Origin of the sequence: Gordonia effusa NBRC 100432 (genome assembly GCF_000241305.1) — a bacterium.
Lineage (GTDB): Bacteria > Actinomycetota > Actinomycetes > Mycobacteriales > Mycobacteriaceae > Gordonia > Gordonia effusa.
In genome coordinates this window covers 1-24,250 of sequence record NZ_BAEH01000059.1, presented here as the reverse complement: position 1 = coordinate 24,250, position 24,250 = coordinate 1, and the positions used below count along the sequence as shown (strand labels likewise).

The window sequence follows — 24,250 nt, the reverse complement described above, 5'->3', positions numbered from 1 at the left end:
CAGTCGTCATCGCTACACTGGCATCTCGTGATCAAGCTGTCGGACGTCACGATGAAGTACAAAGCCTCGGCCCGCCCTGCGTTGTCGAATATGACCCTCGAACTAGGCAAGGGTGAATTCGCGTTTCTGATCGGTCCCTCCGGTTCGGGTAAGTCGACCTTCTTTCGAGTGCTGCTCAAGGAGGATAAGCCGTCGTCGGGCGAGGTTTACGTCGGGGATTTCCATGTCAACGCGCTCAAGGCCCGGATGGTGCCCAAGTTGCGGCAGTCGATTGGCTGCGTGTTTCAGGACTTCCGCCTGCTGCAGCAGAAATCTGTCGCCGAGAACGTGGCGTTCGCACTCGAGGTGATCGGCAAATCACCCGCCACGATCGCCAAGGCAGTTCCCGAGGTGCTGGAATATGTCGGCCTGGAAGGCAAACTCAACCGGATGCCCTACGAGCTGTCCGGTGGTGAGATGCAGCGCGTCGCCATCGCGCGGGCCATTGTGAACCGGCCCTTGCTGCTACTCGCCGATGAGCCGACCGGCAACCTCGACCCAGATACCAGCCAAGAGATCGTCGATGTGCTCGACCGCGTCAACCGCCGCGGGACCACCGTCGTCATGGCTACTCACGACCGGCAGATCGTCGATGCGATGCGACGTCGGGTCATCGAATTCGACGCCGGGCAACTGGTCCGCAACGACGTTCAGGGCATCTACGGCATCGGCTGACGCCCGCCGATATTGAGCCCAACCACGGGAATTTGAGGAGAGCATGCGAGCGAATTTCATCATCAGTGAGGTCCTGAACGGACTGCGTCGCAACGTCACCATGACGATCGCGATGATCCTGACGACCGCGATCACACTGGGGATGTTCGGCGCGGGGCTGCTGGTCATCCAGATGGCCGATAAGAGTCAGAAGATCTTCCTCGACCGCGTTGAAATGCAGTTCTGGATCAACGACGATGTCGCCGATCGAGATCCCAATTGCACGCAAGATCCCTGTGCGGCCCTGCGCACACAGCTCCAGAACGAGCCCGGGGTAGCGAAGGTGACCTTCATCGATCGTGCCGAGGCATTCAAGATCGCCAAAAATACGTTCAAAGACACCCCCGACATCGTCGACGAGACGACTCTGCCCGCATCCCTGAAAGTCCGGATGAGCGATCCGGGTCGCTTCGGTGAGGTGCTCGACAAGTATCAGAAGGCCCCCGGCGTCGACGGCGTGCTGGATCAGCGCGACCTGGTGAAGCGAATATTCAGCGTGCTCGACGGCGTGCGCAACGCGGCGTTCGTTATCGCGATGGTGCTGGCCATCTCGGCAATCATGTTGATTATCAACATGGTTCAGATCGCCGCGTACACCAGACGCACCGAGGTCTCGATTATGCGATTGGTCGGCGCGACGCGCTGGTACACCCAACTGCCGTTCCTGCTGGAAGCGGTATTCGCCGCGCTGATCGGATCGCTGCTCGCCATCGGTGGGCTCTTCGCCGCGAAGGTGCTGTTCTTCGAAAACGCGCTCCACGATCTATACGGCGTAAATATCCTTGCGCGCATTACCAATTCAGACGTATTGTTCGTGTCCCCATGGCTGGTTCTCGGCGGCATCTTGCTGGCCGGCGTCACCTCGTATGTCACGTTGCGCTGGTACGTTCGCGAGTGATCTAGCGGTGGGCGCCCGCAGCGTGCGGGCACACCCGGACAAGGAACGGCTAGGACAGTGGTGAAGGAAAAGGGTCGCACGGTAATCGCGACCAACCGCAAGGCGCGGCATAACTACGCGATCATCGATACCTATGAAGCGGGTATCGCGTTGCTCGGTACCGAAGTGAAGAGCCTGCGCGAAGGCAAGGCGTCGTTGGTCGACGCCTTCGCCACCGTCGACGACGGCGAAATCTGGTTGCGCGCTTTGCATATCGCCGAATATGGGAACGGATCGTGGACCAATCACGCGCCGCGACGTAATCGCAAGTTGCTGATGCATCGCCGGGAGATCGACAATTTGATCGGCAAGATCCGCGACGGCAACCTCACCCTGGTGCCGCTGTCGATGTACTTCAGTGACGGTAAGGTCAAAGTAGAATTGGCCCTTGCCCGAGGCAAGCAGGCGCACGACAAACGACATGACATCGCCCAGCGCACGGCCCGACGCGAGGTCGAGCGCGAAGTGGGACGCCGCGTAAAAGGTATGTAGGAGAACCCTTTTCAAGTGCGACGACGGTTAATCCGCCTGAGCCTGGCGCTGACAGCTCTGCTGTCGGTGGTCATCGTCACCGCTTGTGTAGCCGACCCGCCAACCCGAGTCGGCGGAGACGGCGTCGCAGTGCCGGGCGTCGCGCCGACTCCACCGATGGGCTGGAACAGTTGGCAACCCTTCGGGTGCGCGGTAACCGAAGCTCAGATCCGGGCGCAGGCCGACGCGTTGGTCTCTTCCGGGCTGCGCGATGCGGGGTATCGCTACGTCGTCGTCGATGATTGCTGGAATGCGTCAGCACGAGCCAATGATGGTGCGCTGCAAGCAGATTCGACGCGTTTCCCGAGTGGGATGGCCGCACTCGGGGAGTATCTGCACGAACGCGGTTTGAAATTCGGGGTGTATGTCGGCGCCAGTGATAAGACCTGCACGCAGTATCAGGGGCACTATCCCGGTGCGACGGGCAGCCGTGGCGTTGAAACACGTGATGCCGCGACGTTGGCGTCGTGGGGCGCCGACTTCGTCAAGGCCGATTGGTGTTCGAGTAATGGTCGGCATGACGATCAGGTCCAGGCGTTTACCGCGTGGCGAAACGCGTTGCGCGCGGTCGGGCGGCCGATGGTGTTGAGTATCAACCCGAATAGCGGAGTGTCGGGCACACCGCCCGGACAGACTTACGACTGGGGCGGTGTCGCGACGATGACCCGCGTGACCAACGACATCGCGCCCACCTTCGACAGCGTGCTGGGTATCGCCGACGCCGTCGGGTTGGTCGCGCCGCGCACCCGCATCGATGCCTTCAATGATCCGGACATGTTGGTCGTCGGCCAGGGGTTGAGTACTCCGCATGCCCGCACGCATATGTCGTTATGGGCCATGATGGCCGCGCCCCTGATGCTCGGTACCGATCTCACGCGGTTGTCGACGAGCGACCTGTCGCTCGTCGCGAACAAGGCGATGGTGGCCCTCGATCAGGACGCGCGGGTGGTGTCCGGAGCGCCGGTCGCCGGGGATGCGCAGGTGTGGTCGAGGGCGATTGGGCACAAGGGCCTGGCCGTGTCGATGACCAACCGGACGTCGAAGGCGACGACCATCACCGTTTCGCTGGCGTCGCTGGGATTGACCGGAGATACGGTGGCCGGCGTCGATGTGTGGACGTCAAAGCGGTATCAAGCGCGCGATGGTGCGTTGTCGGTGCGGGTTGCCCCCGGAGATACCGCGTTACTGGAGATCGTCTGACGGTGCCGCTGCCTATCGGCGGTGGCTAGTTTTCGCTGGTAGAACCTGTGGAATCGCCGCGCGGATTAATGGGATGAAGTTGCCGGCGAGTGTTGTTAGAATTAATAGTCCGCCACACCAGTGGTGGATCCCTCTCGGGGCTGAACGGTTTCGACTGCGTGCGTCGAGATGGGGGAAGCGTGTCGGTGCAGGCTGGAGACCACCGTATGAGCGTCGCAGCAACCAATTAAGCGCCGATAAGAATCAGCGCGACTACGCCCTCGCTGCCTAAGCAGCCAGGCTAGTCTGTCGGCCCGGACGTGCTCTCAGTCCGGTCCCCGGCATCATCTTCGAGAGCTCACCGTCCTCGCCGGTCGCGGGGGAGGACGGGACAATCAACAGCGACTGGGATCGTCATCTCGGCTTGTTCGCGTGACTGAGAGATCCGAGTAGAGGCGCAGCGAACTGCACACGGAGAAGCCCCATCAACACGACGAAGGACCCGGGTTCGATTCCCGGCAGCTCCACCGAAGCGTCCTACCTGTTTACACGGGTAGGGCGCTTTTTTGGGCCTCGTTGGGGCTGCGGCAACGTTGGCTTGTAATAGGTGGCGGTTGCCGACCTCGATAACCTTCTGTCCGGATTTTTGGCGGAATCCCGGTGCGCTGCTGGGCAATCTGGCGCAATCAAAAATCACCGGCTTGACTGGGCGACCTTGGCGCTTTGAACACGATGCTCACCCACACTCGGAGACATCGTCAACGGGTATGCAGTCACGCCAATCAATAGTGCGGTGCAGAAGGTCAAAGACTGGTTCTCGACGCTGACCGGTTGGCAGACAACAACATCGGGGGCTCTGTCAACGGCATCAGCTGGCGTCGTCTTCCTCGATTCACGGATCACCGTTGTGGAAGGGCGAGGGATGCGGACACAACACAACACGTCAGGTACATGGGCCAACCCGCCCCCGACGATCCGGCGGCGGATGACAGTGATTTGCATCGGCGGCGGAGACGGCGGCAAAAGGTGGAACCACCGGCATCGGTGGGCAACCTGCCCGCCAATTTCCCGGCGGGCAAAACGGTGGCTGATGGAAAAAGGACTTCTGGACCGACGAACTACCCACCTCGGTACCGTTCACGATCGGTGTGGGCGGGGCCGGGGCAACGTCAGGAAACTCGCACGGCGCCAACGGAACACTCACCATCTTCGGATCGAGTGGTACTGAGTATTTGCGTTCGGTACGTGGTGCGGGCGGTTACGAGCGTGACGATGGGTTCATTGAGCCGTCAGCGGCCACACCCGGCAACGGTGGCGCATCCGGATTCGTCATCACCGGAGACACAACCTCCTACGCGCTGTCGGCCGAAGACGGGGCACCCTCGGCGTTCGCCGCAGGAGGACGGCGGGGCGCCTCCAACGGAGATGGCCTAGCCGGAGATAACGCACCCGCCGGGTCACCGTCTGGTGGTGGCGGAGGCGGGGGAGGACAGTACGCCACCGGTTGGTTCGCCTCCGGCGGAGTCGGCGGACCAGGCGGCTTTCCCGGTGGCGGCGGGGGCGCCGGAGCCATCAAAAACGGTGGTCCCGGCGCTAACGGCACCTTACTGATCACCATCTACGACGAGTAAGGACACTTGTTTCGTCGCGGCGGTCCGGGTCGCGAACTAGACTATTGCTCTTCGCTTCTCGTTTCTGCGCGTGTCGCGAAATCAGTGTCTTCGTGGGCGGTGAGAAGGAGATGGTCGAACTCGACCCGCATATCTGACGACACAGTTAGCGACGCCATGCGTTCGCAGATCACCGCAGCGAGGTCACGGACTTTTGTGTTGGTCTCTTGGGATCGCCAGGTTAACAAGTCGAACGCCTGGTCCTCGTCAAGGTGATAGACCACTTGGAGTGCGCCCTTAGCCTGCTCGATGTGCCTACGGTGGGTAAGAAGAACTTCAAGGCGCTCGTCATTGATAGGTAAGGGCCTGAGCGCTCGCCCCTCACTCGACAAAACGATGTAATACCCGGAGGTGCCGATGCACTCTCTAGCGTCGTTGAGGATGGTGTCTGCGATGACGTGAACGGGGATATCGTTGCCGCGTGTGTCAATGATGCGGTGGTGACTGCTGAATGCGGCTCGGTCCCGTCGAACCGAATCTATGAGTTCACCCATCCGCCACTTGTGGTCTGGGTGTTTGTGTTCAAGGAGAAGTTCTGTCGTCGGCGTGACCGCATCGGCAGAGCAGTATCCGTGGATGCGGGCAACCTCGTCCGACCACACCCAACGATCATCATCGAAGTAGTACCAGAACTGTCCTGCCTCAGGCGAAGATGCTGCGGCAGAGGAAGTTTCGGGCGGCCCCGCACTGTCGGTCACCGTTCAGACACTTAGCCCACCGAGATGAGGACGAAGCCAATTGGAACCCAACCGCAACCGGAACCACGCTGCATTCCCGGTTGCGGGGAACTGGGGCGATCAAGAACGGCGGCAACTATGCTAACGGCTAACTACTAGGTAGCCGTTCGCGGAATCTAGACAATATCGCTGTCGATTGAGTGCAGGTCTACTACTCGTTACAAAAAGCGCACCACCTCGTACCGTTGTTGCCGTGTCGGTACGGGGTGGTGCGCTAACTGTCGGAGTGATTGTCGTGTTGTGACTACAGTTCTTCGTGGAAACTAGCCTGAGTTGCGTGGACGAACGAGTATGTCAGATATTGCTTGTCCGATTGTCTCTGGGTCGCAGCGCGCCTCTTTTTGGTATTCATAGACTGCTTTTTCAGGATCCTCTTTGAGGCGTGCTCTCAAGTCTGAACTCACGGAACTTGTCGGTACGGCCGCTAGGGTGAGCCTGTGACGGTCTGCGAGTTCCATTCGAATGCAATAGCCGGTGATGGTCAATTCGGAATCGCTTTTCCCCTTAAGGGCTTCCGGTTTATTGGTCGCCGACACCACGGTCAACCCGCCGGCCTTCGCGAGGGTGTTGTCGACTTCAGGTGACCCCAGGTCGGCCTTTGCCTGAGAAACCGTCTGTCCGACTAGTTTCGTGAGCCGATAATTCTCCCAGTCGTCGTAGCGGCTGGTGACAGTTGCTCCCGTAGACGCCGACTTCTCGGAGTTAAGTGTGATGAGTCCTAAAGGGCGACCGAAACCAAGCACGAGCACTAAATAGATTATAGCTAAGGCCACTACGACGAGGCCTGCTGTACGCCATTTCGTCAATTTGATGACAGTCATGTTCAGCCCTTCCACTGAAGGTGCGACCCCATCGGACCGCGAACCGGACGAGAACCACCTGTGGGGACCCATTGGTAGGCATGGTATCGGGTAATGACTCCGTCTTTTTCGGAGACGATGTCGTAGCTCCACAATTCCCATAGTTGGTAGTAGGCCACTTCCTCGCCGGGTTTGAGATCACCAGGGGCTGTGAACTCCCCGCCGCGCGTAGTCCCATTTGTGCTCCCAGTTTCGGTTGTCTTGGTGGTGCCCATCGACCCGCCGATGTCAATACCGCCAGCCCCGCCGCCTAGACTGCCTTCTGCTGACGACTCAGTCGACGCCGTCTGAGAAGTTTCGTTACTCAATTGCACAGTCTGTTTGCACTCGCCGACCGCCTTGCGGTCCGGACGTTGACACATCCCGACAGGAGCTTCGCCCGGCTTCGGTGCGATCGACACCAACCGACGGTTCTCAATGCGATAGTCATAGTCTGTATAGCACCGTTGCCAAAGGCCGGGCCTAGCCTTGTGAGTACCGTCGGCACATCCCCAGGTATCGAGCCAGCCGTCTGGGGAGTTGGCGTCTCCCTCCAAGATGCGATTGATGCTATCGCGTTTGCAGTACTTACACCCGTCGTTAATGGGATCGCTGGGGGGAGGCGTGTCGAATGCAGATGTGTAGTGGTAACCGCTATCAATGATGGGCAGTTTGGTGATATCCCGTAGGGAGGTCGGGCTCTGGACGGTGGGCCGCGGGGACGTAGTGTTTCCTGCCGCAGGGGTCTTTGGTGCGGGGGGTGCAGCTGTAGTCGAAGCGTCAGAAGGCGGCGGCGTGGTTTTCACCGAAGTTCCGCCTGGTGCTTTGACGATGGGTGTTTTGCCGGGGCCGGGTATGTCGGTGGGTGCGTGGACGCCCATGTTGGGGCCGGGGCCTGGTGTTGCCGATGTAGTGCCGGGCAGGGTTGCCGGTGGTGCGGTGCTGGGTGTTGTGGGCGTAGTGGTTTGTGGGTCGTGGCAGGTGTAAGGCACCGGTGGCGCTGGCGCATCGGAGATGGTCTTACCCGGGTGCGCAGCGACCCAGGATTGTTTCCACGCACTGTTGTAGGCGTTGGTTTCGCGCGCGCAGCGTTCAGCGGGCGTTTCCGCCGACGCGGTAGGGATGGCGACCACGGCAGCGACGAGTGCTGCCCCGAGTGCGAGGACAGCGACGACACGGGCAATGAGGCCCGTTAACCGTCTAGTGTTTGGTGAGTGTGACATTTCTGTTGTCCCCCTTTGGGTTAGAGCCACATGCGGGCTGAGTAGACGGTGGTGGTGTCGTCAGAGGTTTTGGTAGACACCGAGAATCGAGCAATCACCCTGACCGTGGTCGGTCCTACACATCCATCAACAGAGACTCTGATTCTTTTGGCTCGGATGGAGGCGTGATCGGTTTGGAGGGTCTTCTTGCCGAGGCTGAATTCGCTGATCTTGCCGGGAGCGAGTTTGGAGGTGACGCTCGGCGAGACTGAGGCGCTTCCGCCGATCTGTGCGCTCGGCATGCCGCTGATGGTGACGCTGGCATTCGGCCCAATCGAGGTAGCCAACCCCAAGGTCGCACCATCGGACACGTCGACCTGGCAGCCGATCACTAAGACTTGTTCGAGGATTGCTGATTGGACGTCTTCGCGACCGGCGCCGGAGATGGTGCCTTTCACTCGGGAGGAGACCCATCCTTCGCGGGAGGCGAAACTGTTGGCCACGTTCGACATCGGGTTGACCACCAACTCCGACGCGCGTAGATCAACTTTCCAGCCGTCATCAGTGACCAGATGATCATGTTTGGACGCTAACGGTGTGGGCGTGGCTGACGCCGGTCCCGCTAACCCTGATGCTGTAAGACCACCAGCTATGACGAGGGCAGCGATCCCCCCGACCCGACGTAACATTCGGTTCTCCCTTTTCCGACACTGCATAGTGATGCAGTTAATGAACTCTGCTCAATATGAGCATAGCCACCCGATCCGCGCAAGTCATGTTTCAATTTAATACACTAAAGTGCAGGTCAGGGGTCAAAAGTTCGTTTCCGGACCGGAAAATAGTGTGGGAAAGTGAGGCCACAACGTGGCGAGACGAAGCGATGACCTCGCATCGCAGGTGCCGTTCGGTGTGTTGTTGGAAGGGTTGTTTGCGGCGACGACCACCGGGACAGGACGGCCAGTGGCCGCAAAGTGGATTAGTGCCCGCACCGTGCGTGCGGGGCCGGTGGCTGTGGGTGAGTCGTATCTAAGTCAGCTCCGTAGCGGTGTCGCGCTTATGCCATCTTTTTGGACCGTGGAGGCTTTGGCGGCGGCGTTCGATGTCGACATCGCCTACTTCACCGCCGAGTTTCACCACAGGTACGCACACGCCACCGTGGCTGAACGCGTATGGCGTGCCCGCGCCGACCGCACCAACCACCACTACCTGCTCGCCCAGGCGATGACCGATCTACCCCAGCAACAACAAGACGACATCACCACACTGATCGACCTCCTGCATCAACAACAACACACCGTGCTCCCTCCTGCTCTGCCCGAACCATCCGCCCCACCCCCGCAACCACAGCAGCGAGCGAGCAACCCCGAGATCGACATGTGGTTGCACGCTCACAACGCCGATCTCCCCGATGCTCAACGCGACCAGTTCGACCACGCCTGGCACGAGGTCACCACTCGCTACACCACACACACCGAGCGCGACGCGGCACTGACTGCAACACTGCACTACCTCACCGGCAAGACAACCCCTGTCGACGCACAGGCCGCCCTCAAACGCGCGCGGGCCGAACTCAAAGCGGCCACCGCAGCCGCCCAACAAATCGACACCCTTACTGGCGGAGCACCTGCCTAGTCAGCGCAGTAGGTCGCGGACCAAGTTTGGACACATTTTGGACACAAACCTCACGTAAAGAAGCGGAATCATTCGCAGTGGTCCGGAAAGAAATAGCAGATCAAAGTCGATATTTGACAAATGAGCTGCGATTATGCTTAGCTATATTGCCAGATTCGATTCCCGGCAGCTCCACCGAACCTCCCGTTTGTCTCAGCAAGCGGGAGGTTTCGTCTTTCGGCAGATCTTTCTGAGATTTTCATCCCCGTGAGCAGGTGCCGAGGGCAATATGCCCTTTGATAGCCCTAAGGGGGACAAAATTTTCAGCTTGTCGCCACTTAACCCAAATCTGACTCCTGCGGGCCGCGGTCTTCCAGCCCCGGTGACCACGGACCAAATCCAGATCTGTGCCTAATCCCCATAATGAGGTAATCTGTCTGGGACAGTCGAGGAGCCGTGAGGGGTGTTCCTCGAAAACTGCATACGACTAGGAGTCGACGATGACAGCCACGGCAACTCGCGCTGATCATGACCGCGCGGCGGGTCCGGTAACGCCGGACACGACCGTTCTGATTATCGGTGCTGGCTTCGGCGGAATCTGCACCGGCGTTGAACTCAAGCGGGTGGGGATTGACGATTTCATCATCATCGACCGCCACGATGGAGTTGGTGGCACGTGGAAGGCGAACACCTATCCTGGTGTCGCAGTTGATGTTCCGGCCGTGTACTACAGCTTCTCGTTCGAGCCGTACCCCAAGTCCACTCGGGTCTTCCCACCAGGACAAGAGGTGATGGAGTACGCCGATCACGTCGTCGACAAATACGACCTGCGTCGGCACCTCCAGCTGTCCAATACCGCGACGCGCACCGAATGGGATGAGGCCAACAACCTTTGGCGCGTGGAACTCAACAACGGTGAGCGCACTATTACCGCTCGATTCGTCGTTGCCGCGCTCGGCTTCTTGGAAGTTCCGAAGATGCCCGATTTCCCCGGGCTCGACAAGTTCAAGGGCAAGGTAGTCCACTCGGCCCGCTGGGATCACGACTACGACTACAACGGTAAGAAGATCGCAGTGGTTGGCACGGGCGCATCGGCTCTGCAGTTGGTTCCCGAGGTCGCGCACATGGCCTCCCATCTCACCGTTTTCCAGCGCACGCCGATTTGGGTTGGTCCCAAGCCCGACTTCCCGATCGACTGGGGCGCCGATTATCTCCTGCGAATTCCGTTTGTCCGCAAGACTGTTCGCGTGATCGTCTCTATCGTTCTCGACATCGCCCTCGGCGGCGCTATTGCCTACCTCAAGCCGCTGCAACGTATTGCGCCCAAGGTTCGGCCGCTCGCGGTGTTCGGCGCTCGGCTGTACTACGGTGCGATGGTTCGAGACAAGAAGTTGGTGTCGCAGTTGTCGCCGGACTACATGATCGGATGTAAGCGTCCCTCGCTGTCGAATAAGTACTTACCGACGTTCAAGCGCGATGATGTTGCGCTGGTTACTGATTCGGTTACCGAGGTCACCGAGAAGGCTATCGTTACCGCCGACGGTAAGCACCATGAGATCGATGTCCTGGTGTGCGCCACCGGCTTTCACGTTGGCGACCACAAGTTCACTCCCGAATTCCCGGTTCTCGGCGAAGGTGGCGAGCACCTGGGCGACTTCTGGAATGAGAAGCGATTCCAGGCGTACCAAGGTGTTTCGGTGCCGGGGTGGCCAAATGTCTTCCTCATCGACGGGCCGTACGGCTACTCGCCGAACTCGCAGATCGCCGCGATCGAATGCACGGCCGGGCACGCCCGTCGGGCGATCGAGGAAGCCGTCCATCGCGGTGCGACCAGAGTCGAAGTCAAACAAGAGCCGCACGACGAGTATTTCCAGCAGTGCTTCAGCCGGCTCAATGACACCGACTGGGCGCAGAAGTTGTGCTCGGGGACCAACACCTACTACATCAACTACCAGGGTGACATCTTGCTGCGGCCGAGCATGATGGCCGAAGCGTGGTTGCGGAACAAGTACTTCCCGCATGAGCACTACAGTTACACAGCGCCAGCAACCGGAGGTGCCGAGTTGCCGTCGCGTCGCGGGATGATCAGTCGCGCCATCGACGCGATCAAGACGTACCCGGCGCGGAAGGTCTTTCGCAGCGATCTGAAGTAGTCCGGCCATAGCGTCGGTCTACGCCCATACTTCGCGCCGATGAGAAGTCCTACTTCTCATCGGCGCGATGCCATTCTCCGAGATCTGCGAACGCCGAAAAGTCGTGTACTAACCAGTAACTATGAGCTAGTCTGTCCCAGACAGGCGAGGGCCACGAGGGGTGCTCCTCGAATTCGCGAATGCCTAGGAGTTGACAATGACAGCCACGGCCACTCGTTCCAAGCGCGGCAGGTCAGCCGCCGAGCCCGTAAAGCTAGACACGACCGTTCTGATAATCGGCGCCGGATTCGGCGGAATTTGCACCGGCGTTGAGCTTAAGCGGGCGGGGATAGATGACTTCATCATCATCGACCGCCACGACGGAGTTGGCGGAACATGGAAGGCGAACACCTATCCCGGTGTCGCAGTTGATGTTCCAGCCGTCTACTATAGTTTCTCGTTCGAGCCGTACCCCAAGTCCACCCGCGTCTTCCCGCCTGGTGCCGAGGTAATGGGATACGCCAATCACGTCGTCGACAAATACGACCTGCGCCGGCATCTCCAGTTATCGAACACCGCGACGCGCGGCGAGTGGGACCCGGAAAACCACGTCTGGCGGGTCGAGCTGAATCACGGCGAGCGCACGATTACCGCTCGGTTTATCGTCCCCGCACTCGGTTTCCTCGAAGTTCCGAAGATGCCCGATATCCCGGGGCTCGACAAGTTCAAGGGCAAGGTCGTGCACTCGGCACGGTGGGATCACGACTATAACTACGACGGCAAGAAGATCGCCGTCATCGGTACCGGAGCCTCTGCGCTGCAACTCATTCCAGAGATGGCGAAGATTGCCTCTCACCTGACAGTTTTCCAGCGAACGCCGATTTGGGTCGGCCCCAAACCGGACTTTCCGATTCGCTGGGGCGGCGACCAAATCATGAGTGTGCCGTTCATCCGCAAGGCAATTCGCGTTGTGGTGTCTCTGGGGCTCGATGTCGCGCTCGGTGGAGCAATCGCCTATTCCAAACCGCTTCAGCGGATGGCACCCAAGGTTCGACCGCTCGTGGTGCTCGGCGCACGGATCTATTACGCCGTGATGGTCCGCGATCGTAAGCTCGCATCTCAGTTGTCCCCGCAATACATGATCGGCTGCAAGCGCCCGTCGCTGTCGAATAAGTACTTGCCGACCTTCAAGCGCAAGAACGTGGATCTGGTTACCGACTCGATGACCGAGGTCACGGAGAAGGGGATCGTTACCGCCGACGGTAAGCATCACGACATCGATGTTCTGGTGTGTGCCACCGGTTTTCACGTCGGTGAGCATAAGTACACCCCGGAGTTTCCGGCGCTCGGCAGGGGCGGCGTCGATCTCGGCGACTTCTGGGACCAGAACCGCTTTCAGGCTTATCAGGGTGTTTCGGCGCCAGGCTGGCCGAACGGATTCCTCATCGATGGGCCTTACGGTTACTCGCCCAACTCGCAGATCGCCGCGATCGAATGCACAGCGGCGCACGCTCGGCGGGCGATCGTCGAGGCCTTGGACCGCGGCGCCACCTGTGTCGAAGTCAAGCAAGAACCGCATAACGACTACTTCGAGCAATGCGTTAGTCGGCTTAACGACACCGACTGGGCGCAGAAACTGTGTGCGGGGACCAACACCTACTACATCAACTACCAGGGTGACATCTTGTTGCGGCCGAGCATGATGGCCGAGGCCTGGCTGCGGAACAAGTACTTCCCACACGAGCACTACAACTACACAGCGTGGCAGGACGGGGAAGAACGCGAGATGCCTTCTCGCCGTGGCGGCCTCAGCAAAGCGATCGATGCCGTCAAGACGTACCCGGCGCGAAAGGTGTTCACCCGCTAGGCAGTTGGGTGGTCGAGTGCCGAGGAGCGTTAGCGACGAGGTGTATCGAGACCGGTAAGTCATATTCCTTGGTTACCTTGGTCGTTCGACTCCCGTGGTCTCGATACACCGCTCGACTCGCGGGCTCGTCGGGCGGCACTCGACCATCGATGGGGGTCGCTTTCAGGGCTGGTTTGGGCGGGGTTCGACCATTGATGGGGTGGCTTTCAGGGCTGGTTTCGGTCGGGGGTTGACCATTGGTTAGGGGCGACCTTCACTGGGTGGACGAGGTGTATCGAGACCCGCGAGGCGATCGATGCTGTCGAGACGTACCCGGCGCGAAAGGTGTTCACCCGCTAGGCAATTCGTGTCAACTGGGTATCGGATCAGACAGTTGATACGCGACCAGCGTTATCAATCCGATGACGATGCCGAACCCGATACTGGTCCCCACGACTGCGCCGGCGAGAAGCAGTAACGCTTCTCGCCGGCGCGACGTCGCGAACAACGCTGCCGTCAGTGCCACCGGAATCAGAAGTGGGACGAGCCAGACCCATTCCGACAGATTCGATGGTTGCACGATCAGCAGCACCAGGTAGCCGAGGGCGACGATCGTGGGACCCGCAAACAGGCCCAGGGCGAATGTCATGAGACCGCCGCGCTGGGTGCGTTGGTCCGGCATAACCCCGAAGTCTAGGGATGTTCCACCGCCGGTCCCGGATAAATCATTCGGCCGACGGACGCGGCTCGCGCAACATTCGCGCCGCTAGTCCCATCGCCGCCACCATGAGCACCGCGCCGATCGCTGCGGTCACCCCGACGCCCGAGGCGAACGCGTCATTGGCGCTGCGCACCAACGAGTTCGCCTGTTCGGCTGGTAGTTGCGCCGCGGCTTGATGGGCGCCGCCCAAGGTGTCGGCGGCAGTGGCGTTTGGACCGCTCAGGTGCGATCGGTAGATCGCATTGAGGATACTTCCCAGCACCGCGGTGCCGAGTACGGCGCCGAACTCGTATGCCGTTTCCGAAATCGCTGACGCCGCACCGGATTTCTCCGCGGGGACAGCCGAGATGATCAGATCGTTCGAGACCGTCTCCGTTGCGCCGATGCCGATTGCCAACACAACGAACGCGCCGATCAGCATCACCAAACTGCCTGTGCCACCCGCGATTAACGCGTAGCCGACGGCCGAGAACCCCAGGCCGAAACACACTACGACCACGGGTCGCCACCGTTTCACCGCGGGAACGGACAACAAGCCCGCCGCGACCATTCCGATGAGGCCGGGAACTAGAACCAGTCCGGCGGTCATTGGACTCAGGCCGTGGACCAACTGCAGCTCCTGCGAGGCGAAGTACAGGAATCCGACGAGTGCGAATACGGACAGCAGATTCACCAGGACCGCGCCGCTGAACGCTCCACGTGTGAACAGCGACATATCCAGCATCGGCGTCGGCAAACGTAGCTGGCGTCGGACGAAGAGGAAACCCATCGCCAGACCGAGGATGAAGATTGCCAAGGCGCTAGCGGTAATCCCATCGGTCGCGAATTCCTTGATGCCGAACACAAGGGCTGCCATCGCGACGAAAACCATTGCGATAGAGGCGAAGTCGATCGGCCCCGGACTTTCGTTGCGTGATTCGGGCAGGAAGATCGGCCCGAGTATCAGCAACGGCACCAACACCGGCACGGCGAGGATGAAGACCGAGCCCCACCAGAAGTGCTCCAAGAGGAAGCCGCCCACGATCGGGCCTAGCGCGGCACCCGCGGCAAAGCCCGCCGCCCAGATCGCGATGGCGAAACGCCGCTCGTTGCGATCGGTAAAGATGTTGCGCAGCAACGACAGTGTCGACGGCATGAGCATCGCACCGAAGATGCCCATTGCCGCACGGGTGGCGATCAGTGCACCAGCGCTGGGAGCGAACGCTGCCACCACCGAAACCACGGCGAAGCCAGCACCGCCCAGCAATAACATTCGACGTCGGCCGAACCGGTCGGCGAATGACCCCATCGGAACCAGCAGCGCCGCGAGGACGAGCGGGTAGATGTCGATGATCCACAGCATTTGAGTGCTCGACGGTGCCAGAGTCGTCGAAATCTGCGGAAGTGCGAAGCTCAGCACGGTGTTGTCGATCGACACGAGCAGGACGGGTAACAGCAGAACCGCCATCGCGAGCCACCGTCGGCGCGAGGTTGAATCCTGCGTGGATGTATCCGGCGCACCGCCCTTCGAGTGGCTTGTGCTGGTATTCCGCAGCGCGGAAGTCATGTGCGCTCTCCTGATGTCGTTGCGAGTCTCCTGACTATCGATACTGTACCGTCTGGACGGTATTTCTTTCAATGTGACTCTCGTTAAGTAGGGTTGTCGCCGTGCCGCCACAACCTGCCGCCCGTGTGAAGGTGCTCTACGCCTACGCCGAGATCCTCGTCGAGAGTGGCGAGCGTGCCGCGACGCTCGACGCCGTGGCCAGCCGAGCGGCGGTGTCCAAGGGTGGGCTGCTGTATCACTTCGCATCGAAGTCGGCGCTCGCCGACGGTCTCGCCGAGTTACTAGACGAGCTGGTTGCCGAGGATGTCGTGGCGATGCGTGCCGCCCCGGACGGGCCTATTGATTACCTACTGCGGACGTCGCATCATCTCGACGAGCGCTTCGAACTGATCTACCAGGCTGTGACGCGCCTGGCGATGGGATCGCATACGCGGGCCAAGGCGGCTATCGAATCGGCCTATGCCCGCTGGCAACAGGAGCTCGTCGATGTCGGCGCCGACCGCGCTGTCGCCGCCACCATATTGCTGATCGCCGACGGACTTTCGGTGCGCAGCACCGCTTTTGGTCCCGACGGATCAGCGGGCCTGGGCGGCGTGGCGATTGACGAGATTGTCGCGGTGGCCCGCGAGATTGATCGAATCAGACGGTGAAGTTAGTTGTGCCCTTGACGAGTCAGCCCTCGACTTTGGCGACAGCTTTCGCGAAGTACTTTTCGAACTCGGCGAGATCGGCTTCGGTGGCGCTGGACGCAGCCGCTTCCGGGAGGACCATCATGGTCAGGCTGGCAGTTACGTCGCGGCGATTCGCATAACCGACTAGCGTGCTGGAAATCGTTGTGCCATCGGCTTGTTTGGTCACCGTCTGTCGTAGGACGAAGGTATTGGGAATAGGCGTGCGGACTTCCTCGAAGGTCATCTCCACCGGGATTCCCTGCGTGGTCGCGGTTTGTTTCGAGCATCGGTCAGAGACTGAACGCGCGACGGCATCGCGATCGTATTGCGGTTTGAGAACGAGATTGGTGAAGAGGGTTCCTTGTCGGGGAACAGCGTTGACGCCGTCGATGTCGGTGGTGGGCACATTGACTATCTTCAGTCGCGCGGCGCACTCCGGATCGTCCGAGTCGGCGGCCGAGCGGCTGGTGGTGGCTTTGCGCAACTCTTCCTGGTTTACGTGCTGAAATTTAGTGTCCGCCGGGAAATCTTCGGACGTCAGTAGGTACTGCTGCATCGAACTCGGTTGAGAACTCGGCTGCTCGTGCGCCGACTCTTTCTCGGCGGTGGCGCATCCGGCGAGCAGTGTGATAGCCAGCGTCGAGGCTACGGTCGCGAAGCGAATTGTCACCGGGCAATACTAAACGCTGTCTGGGTCAGGGTGGTCAGATTGGGCAGTCCGGACAGCTCGGTGTCGCAAGTAATGACGACACCGAGGCGTCGATTCTCAATGCACTTGCCGCAGAAGATCTTTGACGAATCTAATCGGCGCCGACTGCCATAAGCCGATGTGGTCGAGCATCGCGTGGCCGCCGCCGGCCACCTCGACATACGTGGCGTCGACTCCGCGGGCGGCGAGCTCGGCGATGCCCTTGCGCGTGCGATGGGCATAGGTGGTGGTGTCGGAGCTGCCGTGCAGAGCCAAAACCTTTGCGCCGCCGTGGATCTGGCGCCAGTCTGCGAACTGCCACCATGGCGCGAGCGCCACCACGCCGATGACCCGGCGATCGCTGCCGAGCTGCGCCGCGATCCGTCCACCCATCGAATGGCCGACGACGACGATCGGTCCGCCGGGATTGTCGGCGGCCAGAGCATCGAGCGCGGCGCGTGCGTGCCACATCGGACTGGCCTGCTGGCCGTTCCAGCCGTAGACCCGGTAGCGGGCCTGGGCTACGCGCACCCGCGAGCCGAACCGGGCACGTAGCGCCCAGGTAAACGGGTACATCCGCAGGGCGGACGCCTGCAGGGGCGAGAACGGCCGATAGCTGAAGTCGGTGCCGCCGGGCAGGACGAGGATCGACAGTGCCGGTCGTCGGGAGGGGAGCAATCGTGTCATTAGGTCATTCGCGGGTTGACTGGGCATCGACGTCACTTTATGTGAGGTCGCCCGACACTCCAACACTGTTTGGCTGAGCCGCAGGTTGTCATCGGAAAGTACTGGCACAATATCCTCCATGACTGCGCACCCTCGAGCAGGTACACCCGCCCGCCCCGAAGACCTTATCGATGTCGCCGCGGTAGAGCGCGCCTACTATCGGATCGAACCCGATCCCGCAAATCCGTTGCAGCAGGTCGTGTTTGGGACTTCGGGGCATCGTGGTTCGAGCCTTGACGGTGCCTTCAACGAGGCGCATATCCTGGCCACCACGCAAGCGATCGTCGAGTACCGGGCGTCGGCGTCGATCAGTGGCCCGTTATTTATCGGCTTCGATACGCATGCGTTGTCGATCCCCGCGTGGCGCAGCGCTATCGAAGTGTTGGTCGCCAACGACGTCGAGGTACTCACCGCCGATAAGGACAAATTCACTCCGACGCCCGCGGTCAGTCACGCCATCCTGCGGTTCAATCAGGAGCATCCGGGTGTGCTTGCCGACGGCATCGTCGTGACGCCGTCGCATAATCCGCCGCGCGACGGCGGCTTCAAATACAACCCGCCGTCAGGTGGGCCGGCCGACAGCACGATCACATCGACGATCGCCGCCCGCGCCAACGAATTGCTCGTCAAGGGTCTCCATGGCGTCAAACGCGTTCCCTTCGAGAAGGCTCGACGTTCGCGGCTGGTTATCGACTATTCCTTCTCCACCGAGTACGTCGATCATCTCGGTGACGTCGTCGACATGGCCGCCATCCGCGATTCGGCCATTCATATCGGTGCCGATCCGCTCGGTGGAGCATCGGTTGGTTACTGGGCGGAGATCGGCTTCCGGTACAACCTCGAGAACCTGACCGTGGTTAACCCGACGGTCGATCCGCGGTTCGCCTTCATGACTCTCGACACCGACGGCAAGATTCGGATGGACTGCTCTTCGCCCAATGCGATGGCATCACTCGTCGCCAACCGCGAGCAATACGACATCGCTACCGGAAATGACGCCGACTCCGACCGGCACGGGATCGTCACTCCCGATGCCGGATTGATGAATCCGAATCACTACCTGGCGGTCGCGATCGAATACTTGTTTACGCACCGCGACGGGTGGGGGGCGGACGCCGCGGTTGGCAAGACGCTGGTGTCTTCGTCGTTGATCGATCGAGTTGTCGGAGGGATCGGCAAGAAACTTCTCGAGGTGCCTGTTGGGTTCAAGTGGTTCGTCGACGGCCTGCTCGACGGTTCCATCGCCTTCGGCGGGGAGGAGAGTGCCGGCGCATCGTTCCTGAGCTTCGATGGTTCGCCCTGGTCCACCGACAAGGACGGCATCATCATGGCGTTGCTGGCGTCGGAGATCCAGGCGGTTACCGGCGAGAGCCCCAGTCAGCGGTATGCCACGTTGGTCGAGCGGTACGGAGAGTCGGCGTACGCCCGAATCGATGCGCCGGCGTCGCGCGAGCAGAAGGCGGTGCTCGCCAAACTGTCGGCAAACCAGGTGTCGGCGACGACATTGGCCGGCGAGCCCATCACCGCCATTCTCACCGAGGCGCCCGGCAATGGCGCGCCAATCGGTGGGCTGAAAGTCACCACCGAGAATGCGTGGTTCGCGGCGCGGCCGTCGGGGACCGAGGATGTCTACAAGATCTACGCGGAGTCTTTTGAAGGCTCTGATCATCTTGCCCGGGTGCAGCAGGAAGCACAGGATTTGGTCGACGGAGTGCTCGGTTAGCCGACGGTGTTTTGCCGCACAGATAACGCCTGCTCAGGCTCTTCTTAGCCGTCGAGCACTATTGTTGCTGGGGTGAGTCGTTGGGTGCCGTGGCTGAGTTTGCTCGCGCGTGTTGGGCTAGCCGCGGTCCTCGTCAGTTCGGGTGCGCTCAAGGCGATAGACCCGGATCAGTCAGAGATTGCGGTACGCGCGTACCACATCCTGCCGGAATCGTTGATCTACCCGACGTCGCTGGTGCTGCCGATGTTCGAGATCGCGCTCGGCCTGCTGGTGTTGATCGGCTTGGCCGTGCGGCCGACGGCCATCGTGTCCGCGATACTGTTCGTGGTGCTGATCGGCGTGATCGCCTCGGTATGGGCACGCGGGTACAAAATCGACTGCGGGTGCTTTGGCGGCGGCGGCGAAGACGCATCGGTCACTTGGCGTCACTATCTGACCGAGATTCTGCGCGACGTCGGCTTCCTGGCACTCGCGCTGTGGCTCAGTATTTTTCCGCGCACCCGATGGGCACTGGGTCTCGGATCTCGACTGCGAGTGTCCGTACAAGATCATGGCCACGAAATGACCGACGAGAATAAGGAACTGGTGTGAGCAGGCAGTCTGGATCAAACCCTAAGGTCCCCAAGGGATATCAACCATCGTCGACGTCGAGCACGATGACTTATGTGCTCGCCGGACTGGCCGTCGTCGTGATTGCCGGCCTGGTGATTGGCGGCGTGATCTGGAATAGCCAGCGCAACAAGGGCGGCGTCGATGACAAGGTTCTTGCCGAGAACGCATCGCTGATCGTCGGATCTGCCGAGGCCGGCCACACCATCGACGTGTTTGAAGACTTCCTGTGCCCGGCGTGCGGAGCTTTCGAGAAGCAGTCGGGCGAGGAGGTTGTGAAGGCAGTCGAAGACGGGAAACTCCGCGTGCGTTTCCACATGCTGAACTTCCTGGATTCCAAGTCGGCGTCGGGGGACTACTCATCCCGGGCGGCGGGAGCGGCGCAGTGTGTCGCTGCCGGTGAAAAGCCCGAGGTGTTCTTGAAATTCCACTCGGCACTGTTCAATCAGCAGCCACAGGAGGGGGGAAGTAGCGACTTCTCCAACGCCGACCTGGCACGTATCGCTGGCGAGCAAGGTGCTAATGCGACGACGCAGAAGTGCATTTCCGACGGCGCCAAGATTGACCAGGCAAAGGCGGCCGCTGATGCATCGCAGACGCAGCTCGCCAAGGCGTCCGGTGGACAGGTCGGCACACCAACCGTGCTGAGTGCCGGTGCTCCGTTGAATATCTCGGACGCCAACTGGTTGAAGAACCTGCTGGCCGCCAAGGCAGAGTAACGCGTCGTCGGGCGGGAGCGCTTTCCCGGTGTTCTCGCCCTGGCCGCGTCCTGGCGATTTGGCTGCGCTCGCGCAGATGGTGTAGTTTTTCCTCTTGCACCGCGGGCAAGATTGCGGGGCGAAAACTGAACACGGGGCTATGGCGCAGCTGGTAGCGCACCACACTGGCAGTGTGGGGGTCAGGGGTTCGAGTCCCCTTAGCTCCACCAAGAAGCGGCCTGGTCAGAGACTTTTCTGGCCGGGCCGTTCTTCATTTCCTACCCCCGAGTGTGCCGAGAATGTGCTAATGCGGGAAATCGCGAGGGCTGAGATAACGCGTCTGCGGCGGCGATCAGACGTTCGCGTCGGCTTAGACATCGTCCGATCAGCAGACCATGACAGCCCGTCCGCGCGGAGTGGGTCCAGTTTCTGGCGACTCATCCGGTCAAGCACCGCCAAAGTCGACACCTACTCGGGTACCGCGTCAAGCCCACAACCCGACTCCGTTCGCGTTGCCCGCGAGCTACCCCGTCATCGACATACTTCGCTACCGGTATCACCGTGAATTACATCGGGCGCGGTCAGGTCACCCTCGCCAAAGCCGGCCACTACTGGCTGCCCTTTTCCACATGGGCAACGTCGGAGTGGTACGACGGCGGCATTGGAGCGTCCAAAGGTACGTGGGTCGAAACACCCGCGACGTGGCACCTGCGCGTGAATGGCTCTGACGTCACCGGCCCGATCTCGCCGGGCAGGCCGATGCCGTTCTACCTCAACGCTGGGGAGGTCGTCGCAACCTGGTATCTCCACGCCGTCAAATCTCGGAGTCGCCGACGACACCACAGTCACCTATGTCCGCCGTCGGCGATATTTGGAGACTTGCCCACTTCTTCGGCGTCTAAATGGGCGCATAGAACCGCTCGATAGGACTACTCGATGCCAGAGAGCGTTACGTTCAGTTTCCCTGACCTGCCCAACGTGCGATTCACCGCCCGCCGTGTCCAACGACGAAGCCGGGACGCCCGCGAACTGGATCGCGATCATCGGGGCACGCACCGAAACCCCACCGCTAATTGACGAGGGCTCGGAGCCACAGCCAGTCGACTTCACGGTATGCTCGATCGGATTCGCCGGACCATTAAATGCGGAGCGGCTTGAGGCTACCGCCGCCTTGACAGCAAACCGTCCCCGACTAATGGTCGGGGACGGTTCTGTGTAATCTGTCTATTTTTCGTTGACCGCATTCCGGACATCGCGGACTGCTGCTGGAGTCTGGCTATCATCACGCTGCACGACTGCTCGAATCTGTGCGTCGGTCAATTCCTCGACTTTCCACACGCGCAGGTCTTGACCGACCCCTTTTCCGTAGACGAGATAATTCGCGTCCGGCTTGAGTTGTTCTTTGACGCCCCCGCCGCATTTCTTGAAGTCGTCGTAGACGAACCGCGTTGTGCCGGTGGGCTTCCGACCTTTTATTGTCGCTACCGGCTTGGCGGTAAAGGCTGCCGTCCTGTCCGGAAGAGCGGCGCCATCCGACCCGGCGCTACCGAGTTTCACCTGTTCAATGACGGCGACGACATCTACGGCCTTGGCTACGGCGGTGCGATTGGCGATGTTGACAACATTGTGAACCTGAACACATTGTTCAGCGTTCGCTTGTGCTCCACCGTCACTGTTGCTGCTGCACGCCGACGTCGAAAGTGCTATCCCGATGGCCGTTGCGATCGCGAGTACCGTGCTTGCTCGAATGTATGGTTGTTTCGCCATGATGTTGTCCTGTCGGGATCAGTAGTTCAATTGTTCGAGGAGTGCTCGGTCGAGTGGCGTCGGTTTTGACGGGCGACCAGGTGTGGTTGCATCCATGATCGCGGTGCCTTCACAGCTGTGTGACAGCCCGAAGGCGTGTCCGAGTTCGTGGGTGATCACCGCTTGCCGCGTAGCCTCATCATACGTGTCGAAATAGTAGCTATTGAGGACTATGGTGTCGATTCTCGGATCGTAGTAAGCGTCCCATTCCGCGTTGGGGGCACTCGAATCTTTGATCGTTAGGTCAGAGGATGAGAAAGCGCCATCTTCTCTTACGCTTAAGCCGGCGACACCATCCCACGTGCCCATCGCTCCGCGAGTCTCGCTGGTGTACTTGGTGTGCATTGCGACATCCATATCGCTGCCATCAAGTGAGTTCCACGGGTTGACGAATTCGTCGAACTGGCTTATCGGTCTTCCGGCGTTGGCATCCGATAGTGCCTTTTTACAGACTGCGGGCGAGAGGTTTTGGCCGTTGCCTGCATCCATGAACTCGGGCCGGGGTGAGTGTCGCTCGGCGGATTTGCTTGTGGGTGGTGTCGGAGCGCCTGATCGTGCGGGGCTAGGTGCAACCCCAGCCGGGGTCCGTTTGCTCTGGTCACCATTCGGTTGCGTCCGATTTGCTGGTGCTTTTACGATGGGTGTGTTGTTGTAGGTGGGTATGTCTGTGGGTGCGTGGACTCCCATGTTGGGTCCGGGGCCGGGGGTTGCTGTTGTGGTGCCGGGCAGGGTTGCTGGTGGCGGGGTGCTGGGCGTGGTGGGTGTGGTGGTTTGTGGGTCGTGGCAGGTGTAGGGCACTGGTGGTGCGGGTGCATCGCCGATTGTTTTGCCGGGGTGTGCGGCGACCCAGGATTGTTTCCACGCACTGTTGTAGGCGTTGGTTTCCCGGGCGCAGCGTTCGGCGGGTGTTTCCGCTGATGCGGTAGGGGTGGCGACCATGGCAGTTATGAGGGCTGTGCCGAGTGTGAGGACGGCGGCGACACGGGCGATGAGGCCCGTTAAGCGTCTGGTGGTGGGTGTGTGTGTCATTTTCTGTTGTCCCCCTGGTTTGGTTTAGAGCCACATGCGGGCTGAGTAGACGGTGGTGGTGTCGTCAGAGGTTTTGGTGGACACCGAGAATCGAGCAATCACCCTGACCGTGGTCGGTCCTACACATCCATCAACAGAGACTCTGATTCTTTTGGCTCGGATGGAGGCGTGGTCGGTTTGGAGGGTCTTTTTGCCGAGGCTGAATTCGCTGATCTTGCCGGGAGCGAGTTTGGAGGTGACGCTGGGCGAGACTGAGGCGCTTCCGCCGATCTGTGCGCTGGGCATGCCGCTGATGGTGACGCTGGCATTTGGCCCGATGGAAGTGGCGAGACCTAGGGTTGCGCCGTCTGATACGTCGACCTGGCACCCGATGACTAGAACCTGTTCGAGGATTGCTGATTGGACGTCTTCGTGTCCGGCGCCGGTGATGGTCCCTTTCACTCGGGAGGAGACCCATCCTTCGCGGGAGGCGAAACTGTTGGCCACGTTCGACATCGGGTTGACCACCAACTCCGACGCGCGTAGATCAACTTTCCAGCCGTCATCAGTGACCAGATGATCATGTTTGGACGCTAACGGTGTGGGAGTGGCTGAGG

24 protein-coding genes, 1 tRNA gene and 1 other RNA gene are annotated in these 24,250 nt (G+C 60.5%); 15 read left to right on the top strand and 11 right to left on the bottom strand.

Annotated elements, in window-relative coordinates:
- Window positions 1–27 precede the first annotated feature (27 nt).
- From ftsE to GOEFS_RS23890, 6 genes are all read left to right on the top strand, one after another.
- The gene (gene ftsE / locus GOEFS_RS10730) at window positions 28–714 is read left to right on the top strand and encodes a cell division ATP-binding protein FtsE (protein ID WP_007317926.1); all 687 of its coding nucleotides are present in this window, start codon (window positions 28–30) and stop codon (window positions 712–714) included.
- 43 nt (window positions 715–757) lie between these two features.
- Window positions 758–1,651, top strand: a complete 894-nt coding sequence (gene ftsX / locus GOEFS_RS10725; RefSeq protein WP_007317925.1) for a permease-like cell division protein FtsX — start codon at window positions 758–760, stop codon at window positions 1,649–1,651.
- A 57-nt stretch (window positions 1,652–1,708) separates the two neighbouring features.
- Window positions 1,709–2,182, top strand: coding sequence for an SsrA-binding protein SmpB (gene smpB / locus GOEFS_RS10720; RefSeq protein WP_007317924.1), 474 nt, complete (start codon window positions 1,709–1,711; stop codon window positions 2,180–2,182).
- Between the two features lie 15 nt (window positions 2,183–2,197).
- On the top strand, window positions 2,198–3,421 hold the full coding sequence (locus GOEFS_RS10715) for a glycoside hydrolase family 27 protein (RefSeq protein WP_007317923.1): 1,224 nt from the start codon (window positions 2,198–2,200) through the stop codon (window positions 3,419–3,421).
- A 136-nt stretch (window positions 3,422–3,557) separates the two neighbouring features.
- Window positions 3,558–3,930: a transfer-messenger RNA gene (gene ssrA / locus GOEFS_RS22875) on the top strand.
- Window positions 3,931–4,548: 618 nt separating this feature from the next.
- Window positions 4,549–5,031 carry a hypothetical protein gene (locus GOEFS_RS23890; RefSeq protein WP_007317922.1) on the top strand — a complete coding sequence of 161 codons (483 nt, stop codon included), beginning with the start codon at window positions 4,549–4,551 and terminating at the stop codon, window positions 5,029–5,031.
- Window positions 5,032–5,072: 41 nt separating this feature from the next.
- Here the strand turns inward: GOEFS_RS23890 and GOEFS_RS10705 are convergent, their stop codons facing one another.
- The 3 genes from GOEFS_RS10705 to GOEFS_RS10695 form a co-directional block, all read right to left on the bottom strand.
- Window positions 5,073–5,768, bottom strand: a complete 696-nt coding sequence (locus tag GOEFS_RS10705) for an ANTAR domain-containing protein (protein ID WP_007317921.1) — start codon at window positions 5,766–5,768, stop codon at window positions 5,073–5,075.
- 302 nt (window positions 5,769–6,070) lie between these two features.
- The gene (locus tag GOEFS_RS10700; protein WP_007317920.1) at window positions 6,071–6,628 is read right to left on the bottom strand and encodes a hypothetical protein; all 558 of its coding nucleotides are present in this window, start codon (window positions 6,626–6,628) and stop codon (window positions 6,071–6,073) included.
- Window positions 6,629–6,630: 2 nt separating this feature from the next.
- A complete protein-coding gene (locus GOEFS_RS10695; protein ID WP_138917975.1) occupies window positions 6,631–6,975 on the bottom strand; it encodes a hypothetical protein in 345 nt (114 codons plus the stop codon).
- 466 nt (window positions 6,976–7,441) lie between these two features.
- Here GOEFS_RS10695 and GOEFS_RS23240 point away from each other — a divergent pair, with 466 nt between their 5' ends.
- Window positions 7,442–7,633 carry a hypothetical protein gene (locus GOEFS_RS23240; protein WP_138917974.1) on the top strand — a complete coding sequence of 64 codons (192 nt, stop codon included), beginning with the start codon at window positions 7,442–7,444 and terminating at the stop codon, window positions 7,631–7,633.
- A gap of 256 nt (window positions 7,634–7,889) precedes the next feature.
- Here GOEFS_RS23240 and GOEFS_RS10685 read toward each other — a convergent pair whose 3' ends face one another.
- Window positions 7,890–8,537, bottom strand: coding sequence for an MspA family porin (locus GOEFS_RS10685; protein ID WP_050949871.1), 648 nt, complete (start codon window positions 8,535–8,537; stop codon window positions 7,890–7,892).
- Window positions 8,538–8,712: 175 nt separating this feature from the next.
- On the opposite strand from GOEFS_RS10685, the gene GOEFS_RS23965 reads away from it, so the two are divergent.
- The 3 genes from GOEFS_RS23965 to GOEFS_RS10670 all read left to right on the top strand — a co-directional run bounded on the left by GOEFS_RS23965 (window position 8,713) and on the right by GOEFS_RS10670 (window position 13,458).
- Window positions 8,713–9,480, top strand: coding sequence for a helix-turn-helix domain-containing protein (locus GOEFS_RS23965; protein WP_050949870.1), 768 nt, complete (start codon window positions 8,713–8,715; stop codon window positions 9,478–9,480).
- 479 nt (window positions 9,481–9,959) lie between these two features.
- Window positions 9,960–11,612, top strand: a complete 1,653-nt coding sequence (locus GOEFS_RS10675) for a flavin-containing monooxygenase (RefSeq protein WP_007317916.1) — start codon at window positions 9,960–9,962, stop codon at window positions 11,610–11,612.
- Between the two features lie 196 nt (window positions 11,613–11,808).
- Window positions 11,809–13,458, top strand: coding sequence for a flavin-containing monooxygenase (locus GOEFS_RS10670; protein ID WP_007317915.1), 1,650 nt, complete (start codon window positions 11,809–11,811; stop codon window positions 13,456–13,458).
- Between the two features lie 349 nt (window positions 13,459–13,807).
- On the opposite strand, the gene GOEFS_RS10665 is transcribed toward GOEFS_RS10670, so the two are convergent.
- Window positions 13,808–14,119, bottom strand: coding sequence for a hypothetical protein (locus tag GOEFS_RS10665; RefSeq protein ID WP_040524932.1), 312 nt, complete (start codon window positions 14,117–14,119; stop codon window positions 13,808–13,810).
- Window positions 14,120–14,162: 43 nt separating this feature from the next.
- Window positions 14,163–15,704, bottom strand: a complete 1,542-nt coding sequence (locus GOEFS_RS10660; RefSeq protein ID WP_138917973.1) for an MFS transporter — start codon at window positions 15,702–15,704, stop codon at window positions 14,163–14,165.
- Between the two features lie 101 nt (window positions 15,705–15,805).
- On the opposite strand from GOEFS_RS10660, the gene GOEFS_RS10655 reads away from it, so the two are divergent.
- A complete protein-coding gene (locus GOEFS_RS10655) occupies window positions 15,806–16,354 on the top strand; it encodes a TetR/AcrR family transcriptional regulator (protein ID WP_007317912.1) in 549 nt (182 codons plus the stop codon).
- Between the two features lie 22 nt (window positions 16,355–16,376).
- Here the strand turns inward: GOEFS_RS10655 and GOEFS_RS10650 are convergent, their stop codons facing one another.
- Entirely contained in the window at window positions 16,377–17,045 is a 669-nt protein-coding gene (locus GOEFS_RS10650) for a hypothetical protein (RefSeq protein ID WP_007317911.1), read from the bottom strand.
- 96 nt (window positions 17,046–17,141) lie between these two features.
- Window positions 17,142–17,777: an alpha/beta hydrolase gene (locus GOEFS_RS10645; RefSeq protein ID WP_050949874.1), complete on the bottom strand. Its 636-nt coding sequence runs from the start codon at window positions 17,775–17,777 to the stop codon at window positions 17,142–17,144.
- Window positions 17,778–17,868: 91 nt separating this feature from the next.
- On the opposite strand from GOEFS_RS10645, the gene pgm reads away from it, so the two are divergent.
- From pgm to GOEFS_RS10625, 4 genes are all read left to right on the top strand, one after another.
- Window positions 17,869–19,512 (top strand): phosphoglucomutase (alpha-D-glucose-1,6-bisphosphate-dependent), encoded by a 1,644-nt coding sequence (pgm, locus tag GOEFS_RS10640; protein WP_007317909.1) that lies wholly within the window; start codon window positions 17,869–17,871, stop codon window positions 19,510–19,512.
- A gap of 72 nt (window positions 19,513–19,584) precedes the next feature.
- Window positions 19,585–20,103 (top strand): MauE/DoxX family redox-associated membrane protein, encoded by a 519-nt coding sequence (locus tag GOEFS_RS10635; RefSeq protein WP_050949868.1) that lies wholly within the window; start codon window positions 19,585–19,587, stop codon window positions 20,101–20,103.
- Window positions 20,100–20,840, top strand: coding sequence for a thioredoxin domain-containing protein (locus tag GOEFS_RS10630; RefSeq protein ID WP_007317907.1), 741 nt, complete (start codon window positions 20,100–20,102; stop codon window positions 20,838–20,840). The genes GOEFS_RS10635 and GOEFS_RS10630 overlap by 4 nt, the downstream gene beginning before the upstream one ends.
- Before the next feature lie 133 nt (window positions 20,841–20,973).
- Window positions 20,974–21,049, top strand: a tRNA-Ala gene (locus GOEFS_RS10625).
- 994 nt (window positions 21,050–22,043) lie between these two features.
- On the opposite strand, the gene GOEFS_RS10610 is transcribed toward GOEFS_RS10625, so the two are convergent.
- The 3 genes from GOEFS_RS10610 to GOEFS_RS10600 all read right to left on the bottom strand — a co-directional run.
- The gene (locus GOEFS_RS10610; protein ID WP_007317905.1) at window positions 22,044–22,586 is read right to left on the bottom strand and encodes a hypothetical protein; all 543 of its coding nucleotides are present in this window, start codon (window positions 22,584–22,586) and stop codon (window positions 22,044–22,046) included.
- Between the two features lie 18 nt (window positions 22,587–22,604).
- On the bottom strand, window positions 22,605–23,114 hold the full coding sequence (locus GOEFS_RS10605) for a matrixin family metalloprotease (RefSeq protein ID WP_040524928.1): 510 nt from the start codon (window positions 23,112–23,114) through the stop codon (window positions 22,605–22,607).
- A gap of 564 nt (window positions 23,115–23,678) precedes the next feature.
- Window positions 23,679–24,250: MspA family porin (locus GOEFS_RS10600; RefSeq protein WP_007316808.1), on the bottom strand; the 572-nt coding region annotated here is incomplete at its 5' end.

Bases quoted from the DNA above. Each gene is read 5' to 3' on its own strand.
- ftsX (WP_007317925.1), top strand. From the start codon at position 758: ATGCGAGCGAATTTCATCATCAGTGAGGTCCTGAACGGACTGCGTCGC.
- GOEFS_RS10700 (WP_007317920.1), bottom strand. From the start codon at position 6,628: ATGACTGTCATCAAATTGACGAAATGGCGTACAGCAGGCCTCGTCGTA.
- GOEFS_RS10685 (WP_050949871.1), bottom strand. From the start codon at position 8,537: ATGTTACGTCGGGTCGGGGGGATCGCTGCCCTCGTCATAGCTGGTGGT.
- GOEFS_RS10675 (WP_007317916.1), top strand. From the start codon at position 9,960: ATGACAGCCACGGCAACTCGCGCTGATCATGACCGCGCGGCGGGTCCG.
- GOEFS_RS10670 (WP_007317915.1), top strand. From the start codon at position 11,809: ATGACAGCCACGGCCACTCGTTCCAAGCGCGGCAGGTCAGCCGCCGAG.
- GOEFS_RS10665 (WP_040524932.1), bottom strand. From the start codon at position 14,119: ATGCCGGACCAACGCACCCAGCGCGGCGGTCTCATGACATTCGCCCTG.
- GOEFS_RS10660 (WP_138917973.1), bottom strand. From the start codon at position 15,704: ATGACTTCCGCGCTGCGGAATACCAGCACAAGCCACTCGAAGGGCGGT.
- GOEFS_RS10645 (WP_050949874.1), bottom strand. From the start codon at position 17,777: ATGCCCAGTCAACCCGCGAATGACCTAATGACACGATTGCTCCCCTCC.
- pgm (WP_007317909.1), top strand. From the start codon at position 17,869: ATGACTGCGCACCCTCGAGCAGGTACACCCGCCCGCCCCGAAGACCTT.
- GOEFS_RS10610 (WP_007317905.1), bottom strand. From the start codon at position 22,586: ATGGCGAAACAACCATACATTCGAGCAAGCACGGTACTCGCGATCGCA.
- GOEFS_RS10605 (WP_040524928.1), bottom strand. From the start codon at position 23,114: ATGGATGCAGGCAACGGCCAAAACCTCTCGCCCGCAGTCTGTAAAAAG.